This window comes from Bacillus atrophaeus (genome assembly GCF_001584335.1).
Taxonomy (GTDB): Bacteria; Bacillota; Bacilli; order Bacillales; family Bacillaceae; genus Bacillus; species Bacillus atrophaeus.
The window spans coordinates 52,752-73,909 of record NZ_LSBB01000002.1; the positions used below are offsets into that span (position 1 = coordinate 52,752).

Sequence of the window (21,158 nt, forward strand, 5' to 3'; positions counted from 1 at the left end):
GCGGCGAGTGACTGTCCCCTTCCATATTACCCCAAAAGTTCTTTCACACCTTGATAACCGAAGTACACACCAAACACGATCAAAGACACACCGGCAATCGCGGTCAGCCCTCTGAGAAATTTTTCATTTAACAGCGATCTGAACGCGCCGGCTAACAGCGCCATACAGAAATCCCAAATCAAAATGCCGATCATGATGCCTGAGCTATAGAGTAGGAGCTGATTCATGCTGTAAGCTTCTGCTGTCTTTGCCAAAATACTTCCGTAAATCCCCAGCCAGAATAAAATGCTCAGCGGGTTGGACAGTGAAATAAAAAAGCCGGAAGTGAATGTCTTTCTAAAGGTTGCCTTTCCTTTAGAGCTTCGGACATTCATCGCTTCTCTGACGTTTTTTAACGTTTCAATGCCTGTATATGTTAAGACAAAAAAACCGAAGAGCCACAAAAAGGTTTTCACAAAAGGCGCCGTCAAAAATTGGGACAGCCCGAAATAAATCAAAATCATATAAAGCCCGTCCGCTGCCATCGCGCCTAAACCGAAAACCCATGCGTGCCAAAACCCGTTTTTGATGCCCTTATCGATTTGCGCAGCGTTTACCGGCCCTACAGGCGCTGACAATGACAAGCCCAAGATGATATAGCTAAAAAAGATATTCACTGGCCCGAACTCCCCTCTTTTACTCAACTTGTACAATTTATTCGGGAGAGGGCCAGGCTATGCCCAGAAATAAGTTATTGTTTCAGCCGTTCTAGCTCTTCTTCCATAATAGAAGAGGACTTTCTCAAAAAATCAAAAATAAGTGTTAGCTCTTCTTCTGTGTACTGCCTGCAAAGATTCGCAGTTGATTCCGATAAAGAAGAAAACAGTTGTTTCACCTGTTTTTTTGACTCGGTTAATGGCACAATGATCACCCGCCTGCGGTCGTTCGGATCTTTTTCCCGAATCACGTATCCCGCTTTTTCAAGCCGGTCAATAAGAGCGGTGACTGATCCTGTGCTGAGACCCGTCTTTTTTCCAAGCTCTCCGGCGGTCATTGGACCCCATTCATTTAATAAGTCAGCTGATTTTAAATCGGTGGGAAACAGTCCGAGGGATTGAGCGGCAGCCTGATGAAAAAGGATTGTTCTCGTACCCAATTGACGAAAAATTCGGATGGCGGTCTGCTCCAGCTCATTTCTGGAATTTCTTGTTGACAACTGACAGTCCTCCCTATAGAATCTATTTATCTTGATAATCAAGATAATTCGCGGCCAAGATATTTATATCATAGCAAAACTGAATAAAAAAAGTAAGTTGAAGGAGGTAGAACATATGGAATCAACTGCTGGAAAGGATCCTTCCACTAAATTTGTGGTCATAGGTCTCTTGCTGGGCATTTTAATGTCGGCTATGGATAACACCATCGTCGCTACAGCTATGGGAACGATTGTGGCTGATCTCGGAAGCTTTGATAAATTCGCCTGGGTCACTGCGTCCTACATGGTGGCGGTCATGGCCGGAATGCCGATTTACGGAAAGCTTTCGGATATGTACGGCCGGAAACGTTTTTTTCTGTTTGGACTTATTTTTTTCTTATTGGGATCTGCATTATGCGGAATCGCGCAATCCATGAATCAGCTCATCTTATTCAGGGTGATTCAAGGAATCGGAGGAGGCGCACTGCTTCCGATTGCCTTTACCATTATATTCGATCTGTTCCCGCCTGAAAAACGCGGCAAAATGTCCGGAATGTTCGGCGCCGTATTCGGCTTGTCCAGTGTTCTCGGACCGCTTCTGGGCGCCCTGATTACAGATTCAATCAGCTGGCATTGGGTCTTTTATATTAATGTTCCGATCGGTGCATTTTCATTATTTTTCATCATTCGCTACTATAAAGAATCTCTGGAGCACAAAAAGCAAAAAATCGACTGGGGCGGCGCAGTTACATTGGTCGTATCCATCGTATGCCTGATGTTCGCGCTGGAGCTCGGCGGAAAAACCTACGATTGGAATTCCCTTCAGATTATCGGTCTGTTTACCGTATTTGCCATTTTCTTTATAGCCTTTTTTATTGTGGAGAGAAAAGCGGAAGAACCGATTATTTCGTTTTGGATGTTTAAAAACCGGCTTTTTGCCACAGCTCAAATTTTGGCTTTCCTTTATGGAGGGACTTTTATTATTTTAGCTGTGTTTATTCCGATTTTTGTCCAGGCTGTATACGGAAGCTCAGCGACAAGCGCAGGCTTTATTTTGACGCCGATGATGCTCGGCTCTGTTCTCGGAAGTATGATCGGCGGGATCTTCCAGACAAAATTCCGCTTCCGCAGCTTAATGATCGTATCTGTTATTTCCTTCTTTATCGGCATGCTGCTGCTTGGAAATATGACACCGGATACGGCAAGAGCGTGGCTCACTGTATTTATGCTGATTTCGGGCTTTGGTGTGGGTTTCTCCTTCTCATTGCTCCCGGCAGCATCAATGAACAATCTCGATCCCCGTTATCGAGGAACGGCCAATTCAACGAATTCCTTTCTGAGATCGTTTGGCATGACACTTGGCGTGACGATATTCGGTACGATTCAAACGAACGTATTTTCAAACAAACTGACAGACTCTTTCAGCGGCATGAAAGGCTCCGCAGGCGCGGCGGCCCAGAATATGGGCGACCCGCAGGAAATTTTCCAGGCCGGCACTCGGTCGCACATTCCTTCAGCCGTATTAAACCGAATTATTGAAGCAATGTCAGCCAGCATCACCTATGTATTTATGCTTGCACTCATCCCGATTGTGATCGCCGCAGTGACGGTTTTATTTATGGGAAAAGCAAGAGTAAAGACAACGCAGGAAATGGAGAAAAAAACGGGTTAATGAGAAAGCAGTACATGCGAAACGGCATGTACTGCTTTTTTTGCTAGACTCCTATTCTCGCAAGAACAAACGTCCATATACATATGATCAGCAGCAGAATCAGACTATAACCCACTGTTCGTTTAAACAGCTTAGATTCCTTCCCTGTCTGCCCGACCGCAGCTGCGGCGATGGCAATTGACTGAGGAGAAACGAGCTTCGCCATGACGCCTCCTGCTGTATTCGCGGCTAGAAGCAAGTCAGATCCTGTACCGATTTGTGCTCCGGTTACGACCTGCAAATGTCCGAATAAGGCATTGTTACTGACCACAGAACCGGTAATAAACACGCCGATCCAGCCAAGAACAGGGCTGACAAACGGGAACAGATCCCCTGTTTTGGCCAGCGCCAGACCGATTGAAGAACTGAGTCCGGCGAAGTTCGCCAGATTGGCAAACCCCATCACAAAGCAAATCGTCAAGATTGGCACCCACAGTTCTTTCCCCGTCTCTTTTAGACAGGCCGCACTTTCTTTATATGAGAACTTTTTGCTGAACAGCCCGGTCACAATGACAGCCGCAAAGATAGCGGTACCCGTGGCAGACAGAATATCCAGCTTAAACACGGCATCAAGCGGTACGGCTGCCGGCGCAATGGGCGGCATTTTGATAATCTGCTGATGCAAAAAAGGCATCTTCAATAAAACAGTGGTTTGATATAACAAGCCGCCTTCTTTAAAAAGCGCTTGAAATGCAGGAAGACTCCAGACCGTAATCGCCGCCGTTAAAATGTAAAAAGGAGACCACGCCTTGGCAATTTCCGAAACGCTGTACGCCTTTTGTCCATGTGTTTCCTGAGCGCCCTCTTCCCGGTAAATGTGTTTCGGCTGCCATTTACGAAGAAACAAGGCAAGCCCTCCCATGCTGAATAAAGCGGCCGAAATATTCGCTAATTCTGGGCCTAAAACCGCCATGGTCAAGACCTGAACCGCGGTGTAAATTCCGCTGACAATGATCAGGGCGGGCCAGGTTTCTTTTATTCCTTTCATTCGATCCAATAAGAAGACGAGCAGAAACGGAATAAGAAATGAGATGATCGGCAGCGTCCAAATCAGCGTACGAGACAGCTCAAGAGCTGATAAATCACCGATCTGCGCACCTGTGATAACGGGAATGCCTATGGCGCCGAACGCTCCTGAGGCCGCATTGGCAATCAAACACAGCGCCGCCGCCTTTAATGGTTTAAAACCAAGTTCGACCAGAAGGGCTGCGCTGATGGCAATCGGAACGCCGAAGCCCGCTGCTCCTTCCAAAAACGCGTTAAAGCAAAAACCGATTAATAATAGCTGTAATCGCTGGTCGGGAGAAATTCCCGCAATGCTTGACCGAATAATAGTAAACTTTCCGGTTTTGACTGCAATTTTATACAGCCACACCGCCATCAAGACGATATATCCGATGGGCCACAGCCCGTTTCCGATTCCTAATATAACAGACGAAATTGCTTTCTCAACCGGCATATGAAAAGCAAGTACGGCGATGAGAAAACTGACAATCAGCGTAAGGCCCGCCGCAAGAATGCCTTTCATTTTAAAAACCGTTAAAGCCAACAGAAAAAAGAGAATGGGGGTGAGCGCCGCTAGTGCGCTCACATATTCATTACCAAACGGATCATACAATTGCTCCCACATTGACAATCAGCCCTTTTCTTAAAAAGTAGACGTTTAGTTAGCGTTTTTATCTGTGAAATGGGGTTGTAAAATGTTTTTCAAAACAGTGGCGCTGTGCTGGAACTGTTCCTTTTCAACCGAGTTTAAGTTCAGCTCTGTAATGCTTGAAATTCCTCCGCGGTTCACAGTGGCCGGCACGCCGATATACACATCATCCGCTCCGTATTGTCCGTCCAAATGCGCGCTGACTGTTAAAATGCTATTTTCATTATGCAAAATCGCTTTTGTAATACGGGCAAGACTCATTGCCACCCCATAGTACGTGGCGCCTTTTTTCTCAATAATGTGATACGCTGCGTTTTTCACATCGTCAACAATTTGATCAAGATCTTCTTGTTTATACGCATCGTTTTTCGCCATCAATTCGTTCACTGGCACACCGCCGATATTGGCGTGGCTCCAAACAGGCAGCTCCGTATCTCCGTGTTCTCCGATAATATGCGCGTGTACATTGTGAGCCGCCGTGCCGAAATATTCACTGAGCATATAGCGGAATCTCGCAGAATCAAGAGTTGTGCCGCTTCCGATTACACGCTCTTTCGGTAGGCCGCTGAATTTCCATGTCGCATATGTCAAAATATCAACCGGATTTGTCGCAATGAGGAAAATTCCATCAAAGCCGCTCGCCATGACCTCACCGACAATTCCTTTGAAAATATTCAAGTTCTTTTCCACCAGTTCAAGACGTGTCTCACCCGGCTTCTGGTTCGCTCCTGCACAAATGCATACAATATCGGCATCTTTGCAATCGTCATAAGTTCCGTAAGATGTCTTAACCGGATGCGGAGCAAACGCCTTCCCGTGATTTAAATCCATGACATCGCCCATTGCTTTTTCTTTATTTAAATCAATGACCACAAGTTCATCTGTGATCCCTTGGTTAATTAACGCAAATGCATAACTGCTTCCAACAAAACCCGCTCCGATTAATGCAACTTTATTCACTCGTTCGTTCATCATTTATCATCATCCTCCAGCGTACATATCGTTGTTGTTTTTTGTTTGTGAAGTATTTCACATTTATATTGTGCAACATTTCACATACTTTTGCAAGAGAAAAGTTTTGTCTGATTTATGACAAAAAAAACCGAAATCACAAATGATGATTTCGTCTTTACGATCTTTTATTTGATCTTTTAAATAATAGAATCACAATGATATATCTAATCAGGAAGAGAACGGCACCGCATAATAAGCATAACAATAGATATTTAAACCAGCCCGTAAAGGTATGCGGAAAGCCGATATGGTACATGGTGAACCATGTGATAATCAGCGCGGCAGCAATTGATTCGATCAGCTGCTCCTTCACCCTTTTTCTCTTTTTTTCTTCGGAGTCTATCTTCGGCAGCAGTACTCCCGCTATAAGCGCTCTGATACAGTAATAAAAGGTTATAATGAAAAAAACAGCTAAGCTCCCGGACCACTCTTTAAACGGCTCATCCAATAACAGCCCCCGGATGATCACATCCAGCAGCGTCAGCGCAAATCCAAGCTTTCCCACTTCAGCCCATATCCGATGTTCTTTTTCTTTCACTCTCTCAGTCTTTTCATTCAGGCTTGAGAACCGATTCCTCAGCTTATTCATTACTTTCCTCCCGCTTTCTTTGGTTACTCCTTATTAAGTATGACTTACATCTTACAACAGCTGAACGCCCGCCTGCAATAACGGACCCTTGAAAAAACCGCCGGCCGCGCCGGCGGGCTCTCTTTAAAACGGACCCCAGTTGATCATCACACCGATACAGATAAACACAAGCCCGATGACAAACCAAATCAGCGCAAGCGGCAGCATAAACCGAAGCCATTTCACATACGGAATGCCGCTGGCCGCAAGCACCGCCATAAGCACGCCGGAGGTCGGGTTCACACAGTTGACCACTCCTTCTCCAAGCATAACCGCTTCAACAGCCACCTGCCTTGTGATTCCCATCAAATCAGCAAGCGGTGCAAGAATCGGAATAAAGACGACAGCTTCTCCAGATCCCGAGGAAATCAAAAAATGCAGCAGCGCGCTGGCGATATACATGCCGATCGCGCCGGCCATCGGACTGTAGCCGTCCAATACGGATGCCAAACTGTTCACAACCGTATCAAGCAGCTTGCCGTTTTCAAGGATCACGGAAATGCTCCGTGCCATTCCGACAATCAGTGCTCCGTAAACAAGGCCCTGACACCCGGTGATAAAGGTTTTTGCTATATCATTCGCAGCCAGACCGCCCATTAAGCCTGCCAGAACTGAGATAAATATAAAAGTAGCAGCCATTTGCGAATCAGACCAGCCAAGCTTCAGCGCGCCATACAAAAATCCGATCAGCGATAAAGACGCAACAGCCAAAATCAGTTTATGGCGAAGTGTAAAAGGAACGGGCTTGTCCTCCGCGTCTGAATCAGCCGCTTCTCCTCCAAGCCCGCTTGCCGGAAACCAATCACGGCCTAAAATGCTCGCATCCTTAGATTTTTTTAGTTTTTTCGTATATAGATAGATATAAATAATAGTGGACAGCAAAAAGCAGATGTAGATGATCACCCGCAGACCGATCCCTGAAAAAAGCGGAAGATCCGCGATGCTTTGCGACAAGCCAAGCGGTGAAGGCGATAAGATCGTCGCATTAAAGCCGGCGTAACAGCCAATATAGATAACGGCCGCACCCGCGACGGCATCCCATTTCAGCGAACGGGCCACAATCAGACCGATCGGGATAAATCCGATGACTGAGTTCACCACAATACCCGTTGTTCCGAGAATTGAAAACAACGCGCCGACAATACAGATAAATAATAGCTGCTTCGTGCGAAACTTGCTGATGACGTTATGTATCAATCCATTAATCGCTCCGGTTTTCTCTAAAATCGCAATCGTTCCGCCAGTAAAGAGAATCAGAAAGATGATGGAAGCAGAGTTTGTCATTCCATCCTGAATGGATGTGAAAAAACTGACGAGACTGACCGGAGATTGTTCAATCGAATGGTAGCTTCCGGGGACCGCCGTCGTCACTTCTCCCTTTGTCACCCGGTCAAATTCTCCGGCCGGTACGACGTATGAAGCAATGGCACAAATGAAAGCAATGGTAAAGAGAAGGACGTAAGCATCGGGCATTTTAAATGTCGGGCGCTTCTTCTTTGTTACGGTTTCGGCTGTCGGTGCGCTCATGAGTGTTCATCCCCTTTTTGAGAATATATATACTATTCAGAAAAATGAATATATGTGCTATATTATATACAGACCATTTACCTGTTTCAATATAAAAAAAAGAAAAGAAATCAAAGTCTTATTTCTATCAAGGAGGTCATTTGGGCATGAAGAAGCTCTCAGAAAATATGAAAGAAACGATCATGGACATATTCGATCACCTCCATACCCACCCTGAAGTGAGCTGGAAGGAATACAAAACGACTGAATACCTCACAGCAAAATTAGAGGCATCAGGCTGCCGTACGCGCACTTTTTCTGATTGTACGGGTGTCGTCGGCGAACTGGGCGAAGGCTCGCCTGTAGTGGCTGTCAGAGCGGATATCGACGCTTTGTGGCAAGAGGTAGACGGAACATTCAGGGCAAACCACTCCTGCGGACACGATTCTCATATGACAATAGCCCTTGGAACATTAATGCTGTTACAAAAGCAGCAGCTTCCTAAAGGCACCATCCGTTTTATCTTTCAGCCTGCTGAAGAAAAAGGCGGCGGGGCGCTGAAAATGATTGAAAAAGGCGTGTTAGATGATGTTGATTATCTGTACGGCGTTCACGTCCGCCCGATTCAGGAAACACAAAACGGCCATTGTGCGCCGTCCATCCTTCATGGCTCCAGCCAGCATATTGAAGGCACCATTATCGGTGAAGAAGCCCACGGCGCCCGGCCTCATCTCGGCAAAAACAGCATAGAGATCGCCGCTTTTCTTGTTCATAAACTCGGGATGATCCACATTGACCCGATGGTTCCCCACACGGTGAAAATGACGAAGCTTCAAGCCGGCGGAGAAAGCTCAAACATCATACCGGGAAAAGCATCCTTCAGCCTTGATTTGCGGGCCCAGACCAACGAAGCGATGGAAGCGTTGATACAGGAAACGGAAAGAGCCTGTGAAGCCGCCGCTTCCGCATTCGGCGCCAAAATCGAATTGCAGAAGGAACACAGCCTGCCGGCAGCTACGCAAAATAAAGAAGCGGAAGCGATTATGGCTGAAGCGATCACAGATATCATCGGAGAAGAACATTTGGACGAACCGCTTGTCACCACCGGCGGTGAGGATTTTCATTTTTACGCCGTACGGGTGCCGAACATCAAGACAACCATGCTCGGGCTTGGCTGCGGACTTCAGCCGGGGCTTCACCATCCGCACATGACATTTGATCGGGACGCCATCTATATCGGGGTTGAAATCTTAGCGAACGCGGTTTTAAAAACCTTTCACAAAGCGGGAACGCTTGCCTCAGCCCATACTGAGGCTTCATAAATAAAAAAAAGCAGCCCTGCACTGGGCTGCTTTTTCGTCTTACTTCTTCAAGTCTTCTAATGAATTTACGTTTTTCATATATTGCGGAACGACAAGCCCCATTTTCACACCTGTTATGCTGACGCCTACATCATCATATTTCCCTTTGTATTTGGCAGCATATGCTTTATGGGTATTCGGCAGCCATGCAGATAAAGAAGCATCTGCACTGCCGGTTGCGATGGCAGTCCACATTGGGCCCGCCTCAACCTGTGTCAGCTCTACATCATAACCAAGATCCTTAAGGACTTTACCGACGACATTTGTACTTGCAATTTCACTGTCCCATGCAACATAGGCAAGGTTGATTTTATCTCCCTTGACCTTATCGACGCCTTTTGTCCATTCAGCGATCTGATCTTTATGTTTCTTCACATAGTCTTCAGCCGCTTTTGCGGGCTTTGTGCCCTCTTCCACGGCGATCATGACTTCTCCCATATCGTCTTCCGTCCATTTAAACTGGCTCAGAAGTTTGACGGCATTCGGCTGTTCTTTGCTGAAGCCTGTACGGGTGATCGTATGAATCTGCTCTGCTTCACCGTAAGATTTTTTCGGATCATCGAGATATTTCAATTTATACCTTGAGAACATCCAGTGCGGTGTCCATCCTGTTACGATAATTGGTTTCTTACGGTCATATGACTTTTTGAGCGTAGCCGTCATCGCGGCACTGGAAGCGGAGACCAGCGTCCAGTCATTCAAATCATAATCTTTCATCGCTTGATCCGTCAGTCCCATAATACCTGAGCCCGGATCTATCCCGATGATGGTCTTGTTGACCTGGTCAGCTGCTGATGAATTTTCATCCGCCTCGGAACCGCAAGCGGCTAAAGATAGAGCCAGCATAGCGGAAACGCCGATCCCGATGATTTTTTTAAACATCAGGCATTCCCCCTGCTCTTCTTCTTCACTTTAATATTTTGAGTAATCCGGTCAAGTGTGATAGCTACGATAACGATTGCGATACCGGCTTCTACGCCAATTCCCGTTTTTAATTGTGTAACTGCGCTGTATACTTCAGAACCAAGTCCCGGTGCTCCGACCATAGCCGCGATAACAACCATGGAAAGCGCAAGCATGATACTTTGGTTAATACCGGCAAGAATGGTTTTCGTCGCAAGCGGCAGCTGCACTTTGAACAAACGCTGTGACGTTGTAGAACCGAACGCTTCAGTCGCTTCAATCAGGTCAGCAGGCACTTGCTTGATGCCGAGAACCGTCATGCGGATCGTTGGAGGCATTGCGAAAATAACTGACGCCACAACCCCCGGTACGACACCGATGTTGAAAAAGAAGATCGCAGGCAATAAATAAACAAAAGCAGGCATTGTCTGCATCAAGTCTAAAATCGGTGTTACGATTCTGCGGACTGATTCTTTCTGAGACGCCCAAACTCCAATCGGAACTCCCACTACAACTGAAATAATGACTGATGTTAACACAAGAGCCAACGTTTGCAGCATTGGATCCCAATATCCTAAATAATCAATAACAAGGAAACCGATTAATGTAAATAGTGCAATTCCTCTCGTACTGATCCACCATGCAAGAGCTGCAAAAATGAGTGTTAACAGAATGGACGGGATATAACCCAGTCCGGTGACAATTCCGTTTACGAAAACGGCAAGTCCGGTAGCGATTCCGTCAAAGAAGCCGCCGAATGTTAAAGTAAGCCAGTCGACAAACCGGTCAATGATATCTGCTAAAGGTATTCTAGGCAATCTGTCCATCTATTTCACCTCCTGAATAGAAGGGTTTTGTGCTTGTTCATCAGTGCTTTCAACATTGATGTAATCGTTGTTGCCCGCAAGCGCGCCGATCAATGCGCCTCTGACGACAATCCCTTTCATTCTTTGCTTTTCGTCTACAACCGCGATTGGAATATTGGCGTCAGATACGACGTCAAAAATCTCTGTCAAATACGTGCTTTCAGGCACAGTCGTAAATTCTGTATTCAAGATATCTTGAAGAGATAAATCCGACTCGGCTGCTTTTTTCGCATCTGCTGCATTAATGACGCCCAATAGCTGCTTCTGTTTATCAACAGCGTATATAGAAGAAATACCGAGGTTTTTCATCAACGTCAAAGCAACACGAGGCCCTTTGTCAATCCGTACTGTCTCAGCACGTTTCATGATATGGCCCGCAGTCAGTACTTTTGATAAATCAACGTCTTCAACGAATTTTTCTACATATTCATTGGACGGGCTCATGAGAATCTCTTCCGGCGTGCCGATTTGAACGATGTTTCCATCCTTCATCAGCGCGATTCTGTCACCGATCCGAAGTGCTTCATCAAGATCATGGGTAATGAAAATAATCGTTTTTCCAACCGAATCATGCAGATCAAGCAATTCATCCTGCATATCTTTGCGGATCAGCGGATCAAGCGCACTGAATGCTTCATCCATCAGCAATATATCCGGATCATTAGTCAGCGCCCGCGCAAGCCCGACACGCTGCTGCATTCCGCCGCTCAGCTGGTCAGGATACTGTTCTTCATATCCTTCAAGTCCGACAAGCTTAAGTGATTCAATCGCTATTTGCTGCCGCTTTCCTTTTTCAATACCTTGCAGTTCCAAACCGTATTCAGTATTTTCAAGGATGGTTCTGTGAGGAAACAGAGCGAACTTTTGGAAGACCATGCTGATCTTTTTCCGGCGGACTTCCCGGAGCTGGTCTTTTGACATATTTGTTATCATGTCACCATCAATATAAATTTTTCCGGCAGTCGGTTCAATCAGCCGGTTTAACAGCCGCACTAGAGTTGATTTTCCGCTCCCCGATAGACCCATGATGACAAATATCTCCCCATCGTATACGTCAAAGTCTGCTTGATTGACACCAACGGTTGATCCAGTTGCTTTTAAGATCTCTTTTTTATTTTTACCGCTGTCAAGCATTTGAATGGCTTTCTTTGTCTGTTTGCCAAAAACTTTAGATACTTTTTCGACTTTTATCTTAATTGGCTTCTCATCTATACTCATATTTTCCCTCCATATTAAGCAATCTTTTATACCGTAACATGTTTGTAACAAGACCACCAAACATCATAATCCCTTTTATTCTGTACCATAACTCGAAAAACATCCATGTGTCTTAATATCCTCGTGAATGCTTCTAAATGCTCTCTAATCCTCCTTAATTAATATATTTTATAGGTAAAATTCAGTCTTTTTAACAGTTGAAAGCGATTACTAAAAATGTGCTTTCCAGGTAATATCATCGGTTTTTATTCCTTATCATGGAAATTCGAGTTATAAAACAATCATAAGTTCAATGCAGAACACAAATATTTTATGACTACAACTAGTCTATGCACGCTGTGCGAAACTGGCTGCTTTGCAGACAAATAACGCAGAGAACTGGAAAAAAGGCACCCATAATGCGGCGCCCTCTAAAATAACCTGCTAAAAAGTTAATGGAATAAATTTCATAAAAAAACTCATACGGAACTCACTTTCTCTAGAACCTTCTTCCCTTGCCGGGTGAACTGCAGCTCTCTCACTTGATCAAGAGCCAGACCCTTCCCTGCAGTCTGGAGTCTCGAAAACGGAGCGACAGCATTCATAAATTGATGCTCATTCCGCAAGCTCTGTTTGTTTCGTTTCTTTCCCCATGATCAGAATACTTGCGACCGCGATCAGAATCGCTATGCAAAAGACCGTAAAAATAACAGAAAACGATACATGCTGTGCGGCTAGCGTACCGACTAGAAGCGGGCCGAAAATGCCGCCGATTCTGCCGCACGCAGCCGTTGTTCCCGAGCCTGTTGCACGGATGGATGTCGGGTATTGCTCCGGCGTATACGCGTACAGCACGCCCCATGCTCCAAGGTTAAAGAAGGACAGCAGCATGCCGGCAGTCAGCAGCAATGCCAGTGAATCCGCGGTGCCGAAGAAGAACGCGCTGCCCGCCGTACCCAGTAAATAAATGACCAAAATGCTTTTCCGACCAGCTTTTTCAATCAGCCAAGCGGCTGAAAAATAACCCGGCAGCTGTGCAAGAGTCATCAGCAGCACATATTCAAAACTTTCGATCATGCTGAATCCTTTCATCAGCATCACGCTTGGAAGCCACAGAAACATCCCGTAATAAGAAAACACCACACAAAACCACACAACCGACAGCATGACCGTAGGACGCAAATACTGTCCCGACCACACGCTTTTCACATTATCCCATACCGATTTCTTCTGAGGCTGAAGCGATTCATATTTAGGCGAATCAGGCAGCCCCGTCCGCAAATACAGCGCATAAAAAGCCGATAGCGCGGTTAAAAGCAATGCCGTTTGCCACCCATAACTCGGGATGACAAAGTAAGAAATGACAGCGGCGGCGAGCCAGCCTACCGCCCAAAAGCTTTCAAGCAGCACAATCACCCTTCCCCGTTTCTCAGGGGCAACCGCTTCAGATACCAAGGTTGAAGCAACGGGAAGTTCACCGCCAAGCCCCATCCCGATAAAGAAGCGTAATATAAGAAAAGCGGACAAGCTTGTCGCAAATGCTGAAATGCCGCTTCCGATTGAGAAAAATAAGAGCGTGATAATAAATACTTTTTTCCGGCCGATCCGATCAGCCAGCAATCCGAACATAAACGCGCCCGCTGCCATGCCGATGGAATTCACACTGCCGATCCACTTCATTTCACCGGGAGATAAATTCCATTCCACATGCAGTGCGGCGATAATAAACGATAATATTCCGACGTCCATTGCATCAAACAGCCACCCAAGTCCGGCGACCCCCAGCAATTTTCGCTGAGAAATAGGCTGTTGTTTCTTCATTGACAGCACCCCTGATCGAAAAGTAATTACCGTTTCAGTTTACACATGTCTTTACACCTTGTCATTAAAAATTTTATGGGTGCCTGTCCGAACAAAAAACCCCGCTTGTCCTTAAACAAGTGGGGTTCCCTTTATTGCTGCAATGCCGCTTTTTTAATATTGTCTTGAAGCTGCTGAATGCGTTTCGCTCCGTCTTCACGCAAGCGTTTGTTTTCTTCTTCGATTTGTTTTGTTTCCTGCATCCCGCTGACGATTGTATTCCAAGACGATTCAATTGTTTCAATATCAATACTTGGTCTTCCCGCCATTCTCGCAATTTCAACACTTTGACTTGAAATGTTTTCGGCGTTTCTCTTCAGCATTTCATTTGTGCGGCGATCCAGTTCACTCATGGAATCAGCCACAAGCTTTTGCCGTTTTACTGTAACAGCCTGAATAATTCCGTTTTTAAAAATCGGAATCGTGATGATAAAGGCAGAGTTGATTTTTCCGATCAGCTTTGTATTTCCGCGCTGCAGCAGGCGGATTTGCGGTGCGGTTTGAAGTGCGACCATCCGCGCCATATCAAGGTCGTATACCCGTTCCTCCAAAGCCTGAATACCGTTACGGAGCGTATCAAGCTGCATTTGCGCCAGCTGATTGCCGCCAGCTGCTTTTTCTTCGTAAGAAGGTATGATAGACTGCATCTCCTCAAGCTTCATTTGACCGGCAACCACATACTTTTCAAGCTCCATGTAGTAATTGATGTTGTTTTCGTACATTTCGTCAAGAGTATGAGTTGTTTTCGTCATTTCATCTTTATATTTTGAAATCTCGACATGGATTTTCTCAATCTCTCCGCCGAGTGTCTGGTACTTTTTAAAGATTTTTTCAACCATACTGCCGCCGCGCTTGAAAATCTTGGCCATCAGGCCTTTGGGCTCGTCAAAATCATTTTTGTCAAAGCGGTCCATAATTTTCCCAAGCTGCGTAAGCATCGTACCGGAATCTGTGACGCTTGTTGTTTTCATCATTCCTAAGATACGGTCAGAGAACTTGGAGATCTCAACGGCAGGCTCCTTTCCGTACTCTAACAGCTCCAATTGGTTTTTCACGTCAATTTGCTGGGCAATGCGCTGCACCTCAGGTTCCTGGCGCAGCTGCAGGCGGATGTCATCCGCTTTTTGCTCAGAAATTTCTTCATTTTTATCAAGAACAAGCAAGTTATTGTTATCTGTAGTCATGCTTTTCTTCTCTCCTTACTTTTGGGTAATGGTTCTGAATAATCTTCTCACGATTGAAGGCTCTTTATAGTCCTGTTGAAACACCATATCCTCCAGCCAATGAATATCGTACTGATCCTCTTCTATATAATGTTCGATGTCTTGATGCCCGGGAGGATTGTAAATGGCGATATCAATTCCGATCTCATTCAAAAACAGAAGCGCCGCCGCATCTGAGCGTGTCAATTCCCCGTTGAATTCCGTGTGATACAGGAGAAGCTTCGGCACGGTTTGCGCATAATCAAATGTTTGGATCAATTTCAGCAATTTGGCAGGAAGATTTGTCGTTTGTTTAAATAAGTAGATTTGCACATCTTTTTCCTGTTCCTTATTTAGAGCCTTCAGCCGCGGATGCCTGCACATTCTAGAAATGGTTTTAGCGATTGCGGACTGAATCCCTGACGGCAATTGCTTGTATTGCCATACATTGCTTTCCATCAGTTTATCCGGGTCAATGATGCCGTCCTGATTAAGTGCGTGGCTGTAATGAAATTGATAGTTCGATTTGATTTCCTCCGTAAACGGGAAGCTTCTGACCATTTCAGTTTCTTGGTATTCCGCCATCGTGTGCAGCCTGTTCCAATATTCTTTATTGTCCTTTGACACACCCATGATTTTGGCAAATACGTTCGGAATGTCGACCGATTGCTTATTCGCTTTAAAATTAGGCCTGATAAACGCGCGCTCCTTCGCGATTAAAAACAGTTCATCATAAGTGGTTTTCAGCGTGACGGATACCGGCGTATGGTCTCTGAATTGCCATGGCTTGTACAGCATGGATTCCTCATGATTCAGGACATGCTCGATTTCCTTTGTTGACCGATAGGCAACCGTAGATTTCCGGTCGGGCTTCTCTTTCGGGAAAGGCTGGGGCTCTGATACATCCGGAAGTTTGAGCGTAAATGTCAGCTGCCGCTGCGGATCAATCTGTATGAGCTGGTCCGTTCCCGCCGGATGAAAAAGGAGGACATCACAGCCAATCAGCATCAGATAATATAAAAAATACAACTGGCTTTTCGATGCGTCCCCGTACCAAACCACCTTCGGCATCTCTCGCTCTATATCGGCTTTTTCAAGCCATGGATTCAGATGATTTAACGAAAACTTTGAAACATCCAGCAGCACTCTTCGAAAATCGGGATGATTCAGCCCCTGCTCATGGTTCGCCGCAAACGTATGTAAAACCGTCATCAAGCATTTTCGCAAATGCCGGTGCATGAGGGGATCAGAATGCTTCGCAATCAGCTGCTCCCCGTCAAGAAAGGCGACAAAGCGGCCGACAGACAGCCCTTTTTCTTTTTGATTGATGGTATGAATGTGCTGAAGCGCCTGAAAGGTCTCCGGCGCGATTGTTTTATCAAGCGTTTCGCTTAATACATGGATATTCTCATTGGCTGACAGCTCGTACAATTCATTATAGTAATCGGTCTCATCAAAGGGCGTACCCAGAATTTGCCCGGCCAGCCGCGTGAAGGCCGGTCCCGGCTCTTTCTCATAAACTGCCCGCTCCGGCAATGGCTGAAGCAGAATGCTCTTCCAATCATCATTCACCGGCTCGGCCCTATGGATGGTCAACTCTTCTTGTCTCATCATATCCTCCTTTCTCATACGTCATTTTTTTACACTTGTTTTAAACGGGACAGGCGGGACAAAACAGCCGCTGTCATTTCTTCTCCCGCCAGGATACCGCTGCTTGCTGTTTTGCGTAAATTCGGGTAATGCCGCAGCACTTCGCCGTGGGCTGGCGCTATGCCGAAATCAGCTTCTTGAATCAGCTCAAGGTCCAGCAGCGAATCTCCCGCCGTACAGACCTCTTCAAGCGAAAGCTTTGATTTTAAATAAGCGACAGCCTTCCATTTATTGAGCGGATTTGGAATAAAGTAAAGCTTCCGGCCCTGTAAGGACACCTGCCAGCCTTTACTCGCGCCCCATTCCTTCACAGCAGCACTGTCAATGTGCGCTAATTTTTCTTCATTCAGTATCAAATAGACAAAATAGTGATGCGCCGTGCGGGTTCTTTCAACTGCGGCCGATAGAGGCAGGCTTGCGATTTCTCTCAGCATTTGCTCAATCGGGAGACAGGCTGCCAGCTGTTCTTCTACGATCTCAGCCCATTCTGTCAGAGGTTCCCCATTCTTTAATATGCAGCCGCCGTTTGTGGTCACCGCGTATTCCGGCACAATATCATGCTGTAAAAATTGAAGTCTCTTATACTGTTCGTTAGTGCGTGTCGTGACTGGGATAAAATAGTTCTCTTTCTGAATCCGTTTCAAATTTTCTTTTGTGATACCGCTAATATAGGAGATTTCCCTGCCGTGCAACGTTTCCGTCAGCTCAATGCCCGCTTCCATTTCGGCTGCTCCGACCATGCGTCTGGAATAAATTAATGTTCTGTCTAAATCACTGGCAAATGCGTTCATAGGCTTTTCTCCGCCGGACGGATCAGCCCGCAGCAGCTATAAGACATATTTTCGTATTCTATTACCGGAACTCCCCGATCTTCCGCAAGCAGCAAAATGTGCTGAAGCGCTTCCTCGGAGCCCGGTTGAATAAGGATCTTCCAAGGCACACGGCGTAAAAGCACACGGGTTGTTTCGCCCACTCCAGGCTTAATCAGATTTGTGTTGCTGATTCCAAAATCCTTCTGTATCGACTGAATGGAGGCCAGTCCGCTCCAATCAGGCGCTTCCCGTTTTTGCTGAAGCAACTCGGCTCTGTGTTCGGCTTCTTTCTCAATAGACGGAAATTGGCCCGTTATCGTTTCAATATAAAGATTTGAAACGTCTTCTGCGAGAAGCTCCCGATAATACTTCGCCCCATGGAAATCGGACGGGCCGATCCATTTTTCATTCAAAATAGTTCGGCTCACAAGGCCAGATACAGTAGAGTTTAAGCACGCGCTCGGAATCAGGAAATCCTCCTTCGTTCCGTAAATATCAGCGCAATGTCCGGGGTCCGCAAGCACCGCCAGTTCTGAGGAAAGCCCTCTGCCATACTGTTGATTAAACCGCTCCACTGAACGGATCAGTTCTTTTGTGATAGCGCCTTTCCCCGTCCACCCGTCAATAAAGGCGACTGCCCCGTTCGGGTGATGATTCAATATATAATGCAATGCATTCTCATCAATTCCTCTATCGCGAATAATGGATATGCTGTAATGAGGAACAGAGGTGTGATACTTTCTCTCAATATATCGTTTGATTAAAACACCGATGGGCGTGCCCGCTCTTGCCAGACTGCACAGCACGGTATTCTTCCCGCTCCTGGCGAAAATTTGCTCCGCGACAATGCCCGCCGCCAGCGCAACCTTTTGTTTGCTGTCTTCAAGCGATGCATAAAACAGCTGCATATATTCATCTGTCGGCTTGTATTCAATCGGCAGCATTTCAGAATAATGAGTCCCGCTTTGAATCGATTGTTCCCGCTCTTCTGTGCTTTTTTCTATTGAAATATCGGATAGGTCTTTTAAAAGAAACGTTACATCCTCTTTCGCATAGCTCCCAAGCTGGTCAATAACGTCTGCCAATGCAGCTCACGCCCTTCCCGAAATGGTCACGATATGAATATGTGACATTCCCTTTTCTTTAAAAATATCGAAAATCGGCTGTAATGACTCATCTGAAACCGCCTTTTCAAAACACAAGAAGACTTCATCATAGCCTTCATCCGGTAGATTATAGACAAAATGGCGAATCGACTCATCTTCAGGGTTCATAAAGGAATACCCGTTTTGCACCGCGTACCCCTCTCTTGCAGCAGGATGAATCGGACTGCGGGTTGTCGATTGATAAAACACAGCGCCGCTCAGCTCTGCCGCGATTTTCATCGGGACATACATCAGTTCTCCCGTTCCGAGCACAAGCGTCCTATCCCCTTTCCGAAAACCCTCGATATGATGAGCGGCTTTTTGGCAGGCTTCGTGTACGGACACTCGGTCAGCAGGCGTCAAACCGAATCTTCCCGTTTCTTTTATATAAGGAAACGGACCGGCTTCTTTAGGCGCTGTTTCGGGCTGATAAGAAACAGATGTGAAAAACCCAGATACATCAATGTCCGTTCTGCATACATGGGAACCTTGCAGCTTCGGCCGGTAATTGTGGATTGAATCCGATAACGGCTCGCCCCGGAAGGAAATCCGGCCTGATAATAAAGCGGAAGTTGAAATCGTAATGCCCAATTCCCGTTCTGCTGCTGAAAAAGCCTGCCGATGCGCCTCTGTACGCCAATCCAGTAATGACAGAACGGCGTATTCCTTACGGGGATATTTCGACTGAATATCTCGAATGATGTTTAATGCAGTTTTGCCCGTTGTCAATTCATCATCTACAAGAATGATCGGACATTGATTGTCCAAGACATGATGTTCCGCATAACAAACCTGATCGGCCGCATGGGAATGTTCCTCCACAAATGTGATTGCAGGCTCTGTATCACTGATCTGCTCGCGTGTGGTATGGACATATGATGCGTTCTCCATGCAATCATAGACACCGTGGCCGAGGGCTGTGGCTGTTTCCGCGAATCCAATCACCAGCGGCGCTTCCGGAAGCGTAAATCGCTGTGCTTGTAAGATTTGATATGCCGTTTGAATATCGCTATGGTTTTCTGAAAGGAACCCCTTTAAAATGTCTTTTTTATCCTTCAAAGGCCGTCCTGTTTTTTGCTCTGCATATTCAAAAGCCAAGAGACCGGAGGCCAACAGCGGTTTCAGCGGGTGCACGGGAATATGTTTGCCGAGCACTTTGCTGACAAATAAGAAACCTCTTTTTTTGTTCACCCGAGCCGCCATTTCAAACAAATGATGTTCCGGTATGGACAGCGGGTTGTCTGTTATGGAAAGGTCAACCGCCATATTGTCCATAATGTGCAGCATTTGGCTGTTCTGTGAGCAAGTCGGTAAAATGTCGGATTTCATGAAACACCCCGTATATATCTGATTTTAATAGAATGGTTTCAGCCCATTTCATATGCGGCTTCATTTCATTCATTTTATTCGAAAAATTGCTTTTCAACACACCGAGTGTGCCTTTCGCATGATGAGCAATGTGTAACGCATCCGTGTAATCTTCTTTGGAAACAACATACAGGCTGTTCACGACTTTCAACTGCGTCGGATGAATCACCGTTTTTCCGTGAATGCCGTTTGCGATATCAAGCGTTGTTTCCTTCACAAGCCCCTCCATATACTCACTGAAATCGGAAGCTTGGTGAAAAGGATGAGGTGCAGCTTTCAGGGAAGGATCGAAATACTCCCAAACAGGGCCTGAAATCGTAAAATCCGCACCGAAATAATTGATGATGTCCGCCATAAAGTCTGCAATCAGGCGGATATCGTAGATGGATTGGTCAGGCTTTCTCCTGATGCCGTATAGTCCGCAAAGATCGGTGGCGCCAATTCTTACGTTTAAAATGACGTCTTTGTTTTGCTGAAAGATCATATGTAATTCAGACAAAACATCCATTCTTGTCTTTTTAGACAGCACATCAGGCGTTTCTAAAATCGGCATGCCGTAGAGTACGGTCCCATATTGTTGAGAAACCTCCTGAAGAGCTTCAAAATAATGATTCGCATTTTCTATTGAACATTTAGGAAAAACAAAGCCGGTTAACAAATGGAGAGAGTGTGGCAGCATATCAGCCAGCGTTTTTAGCTGCTGCGGAGAACGTACACGCACGAACATAAAAGGGAAATGCTCCGCCAATTGTTTTCGCTGCTGAACCGCCTGATCAATACGCTCTAATTGATGCTTGAGATTATGTTCAGCCTGTTTGACTTCATCATCGCCAATCGCATCCTCCAAACAGAAAACAACCGAGGATAAATCTTCATATTTTTGATTCGTTATAACAGCTGCAATATCATGGCGTGTGGCGGGCATATATAATACGGCCCCCAGCGCTTGCTCAAGCAGCTTCTTCGGAGCTTCTTTTGTGACCGGTTTCGGTTTTTGATAAAATACATTTTCTTGCTGCAATCCTGATAAATAATGGAAATACCGCAAACCTGCCGCCTCTTTTCTGTAACAAAAAAGGAAGGAGTCAATCTCCCCCCTGTTTTGTT

18 protein-coding genes are annotated in these 21,158 nt (G+C 45.9%); 2 read left to right on the top strand and 16 right to left on the bottom strand.

Annotated elements, in window-relative coordinates:
• Nucleotides 1-26: 26 nt before the first annotated feature.
• Both AXI57_RS05230 and AXI57_RS05235 read right to left on the bottom strand, forming a co-directional pair.
• Nucleotides 27-656, bottom strand: a complete 630-nt coding sequence (locus tag AXI57_RS05230; RefSeq protein WP_010787571.1) for a LysE family translocator — start codon at nt 654-656, stop codon at nt 27-29.
• 74 nt (nt 657-730) lie between these two features.
• Nucleotides 731-1,195, bottom strand: a complete 465-nt coding sequence (locus AXI57_RS05235) for a MarR family transcriptional regulator (protein ID WP_010787570.1) — start codon at nt 1,193-1,195, stop codon at nt 731-733.
• A gap of 115 nt (nt 1,196-1,310) precedes the next feature.
• On the opposite strand from AXI57_RS05235, the gene AXI57_RS05240 reads away from it, so the two are divergent.
• Nucleotides 1,311-2,846, top strand: coding sequence for an MDR family MFS transporter (locus AXI57_RS05240; RefSeq protein WP_061669460.1), 1,536 nt, complete (start codon nt 1,311-1,313; stop codon nt 2,844-2,846).
• A 43-nt stretch (nt 2,847-2,889) separates the two neighbouring features.
• Here the strand turns inward: AXI57_RS05240 and AXI57_RS05245 are convergent, their stop codons facing one another.
• The 4 genes from AXI57_RS05245 to AXI57_RS05260 all read right to left on the bottom strand — a co-directional run bounded on the left by AXI57_RS05245 (nt 2,890) and on the right by AXI57_RS05260 (nt 7,708).
• Nucleotides 2,890-4,515, bottom strand: a complete 1,626-nt coding sequence (locus tag AXI57_RS05245; protein ID WP_003328026.1) for an L-lactate permease — start codon at nt 4,513-4,515, stop codon at nt 2,890-2,892.
• A 33-nt stretch (nt 4,516-4,548) separates the two neighbouring features.
• The gene (locus AXI57_RS05250) at nt 4,549-5,514 is read right to left on the bottom strand and encodes an L-lactate dehydrogenase (protein ID WP_061669461.1); all 966 of its coding nucleotides are present in this window, start codon (nt 5,512-5,514) and stop codon (nt 4,549-4,551) included.
• A gap of 154 nt (nt 5,515-5,668) precedes the next feature.
• Nucleotides 5,669-6,142, bottom strand: a complete 474-nt coding sequence (locus tag AXI57_RS05255) for a DUF6773 family protein (RefSeq protein ID WP_010787567.1) — start codon at nt 6,140-6,142, stop codon at nt 5,669-5,671.
• A 123-nt stretch (nt 6,143-6,265) separates the two neighbouring features.
• Nucleotides 6,266-7,708, bottom strand: a complete 1,443-nt coding sequence (locus AXI57_RS05260; RefSeq protein WP_061669462.1) for a YfcC family protein — start codon at nt 7,706-7,708, stop codon at nt 6,266-6,268.
• Nucleotides 7,709-7,854: 146 nt separating this feature from the next.
• Between AXI57_RS05260 and AXI57_RS05265 the strand changes: the two genes are divergently transcribed.
• Nucleotides 7,855-9,009, top strand: coding sequence for a M20 peptidase aminoacylase family protein (locus AXI57_RS05265; RefSeq protein WP_061669463.1), 1,155 nt, complete (start codon nt 7,855-7,857; stop codon nt 9,007-9,009).
• Between the two features lie 39 nt (nt 9,010-9,048).
• On the opposite strand, the gene AXI57_RS05270 is transcribed toward AXI57_RS05265, so the two are convergent.
• From AXI57_RS05270 to AXI57_RS05315, 10 genes are all read right to left on the bottom strand, one after another.
• On the bottom strand, nt 9,049-9,930 hold the full coding sequence (locus AXI57_RS05270) for a glycine betaine ABC transporter substrate-binding protein (RefSeq protein ID WP_003328021.1): 882 nt from the start codon (nt 9,928-9,930) through the stop codon (nt 9,049-9,051).
• On the bottom strand, nt 9,930-10,778 hold the full coding sequence (opuAB, locus tag AXI57_RS05275) for a glycine/proline betaine ABC transporter permease subunit OpuAB (RefSeq protein ID WP_003328020.1): 849 nt from the start codon (nt 10,776-10,778) through the stop codon (nt 9,930-9,932). Before opuAB ends, AXI57_RS05270 begins: the two co-directional genes overlap by 1 nt.
• Nucleotides 10,779-12,035 (bottom strand): glycine/proline betaine ABC transporter ATP-binding protein OpuAA, encoded by a 1,257-nt coding sequence (gene opuAA, locus AXI57_RS05280; protein ID WP_003328019.1) that lies wholly within the window; start codon nt 12,033-12,035, stop codon nt 10,779-10,781. It lies immediately after the preceding gene.
• A 594-nt stretch (nt 12,036-12,629) separates the two neighbouring features.
• A complete protein-coding gene (locus tag AXI57_RS05285; protein WP_061669464.1) occupies nt 12,630-13,835 on the bottom strand; it encodes an MFS transporter in 1,206 nt (401 codons plus the stop codon).
• Nucleotides 13,836-13,966: 131 nt separating this feature from the next.
• On the bottom strand, nt 13,967-15,058 hold the full coding sequence (locus tag AXI57_RS05290) for a toxic anion resistance protein (protein WP_010787563.1): 1,092 nt from the start codon (nt 15,056-15,058) through the stop codon (nt 13,967-13,969).
• 15 nt (nt 15,059-15,073) lie between these two features.
• Nucleotides 15,074-16,687 carry a YceG family protein gene (locus tag AXI57_RS05295; RefSeq protein WP_061669465.1) on the bottom strand — a complete coding sequence of 538 codons (1,614 nt, stop codon included), beginning with the start codon at nt 16,685-16,687 and terminating at the stop codon, nt 15,074-15,076.
• A 29-nt stretch (nt 16,688-16,716) separates the two neighbouring features.
• The gene (locus tag AXI57_RS05300) at nt 16,717-17,517 is read right to left on the bottom strand and encodes an HAD family hydrolase (RefSeq protein ID WP_061669466.1); all 801 of its coding nucleotides are present in this window, start codon (nt 17,515-17,517) and stop codon (nt 16,717-16,719) included.
• The gene (locus tag AXI57_RS21690; RefSeq protein ID WP_061669467.1) at nt 17,514-18,623 is read right to left on the bottom strand and encodes a cysteine protease StiP family protein; all 1,110 of its coding nucleotides are present in this window, start codon (nt 18,621-18,623) and stop codon (nt 17,514-17,516) included. Before AXI57_RS21690 ends, AXI57_RS05300 begins: the two co-directional genes overlap by 4 nt.
• Before the next feature lie 6 nt (nt 18,624-18,629).
• Nucleotides 18,630-19,949, bottom strand: coding sequence for a phosphoribosyltransferase family protein (locus AXI57_RS21695; protein WP_061669539.1), 1,320 nt, complete (start codon nt 19,947-19,949; stop codon nt 18,630-18,632).
• A complete protein-coding gene (locus AXI57_RS05315) occupies nt 19,939-21,099 on the bottom strand; it encodes an HpcH/HpaI aldolase/citrate lyase family protein (RefSeq protein ID WP_061669468.1) in 1,161 nt (386 codons plus the stop codon). The genes AXI57_RS21695 and AXI57_RS05315 overlap by 11 nt, the downstream gene beginning before the upstream one ends.
• Nucleotides 21,100-21,158: the final 59 nt, after the last annotated feature.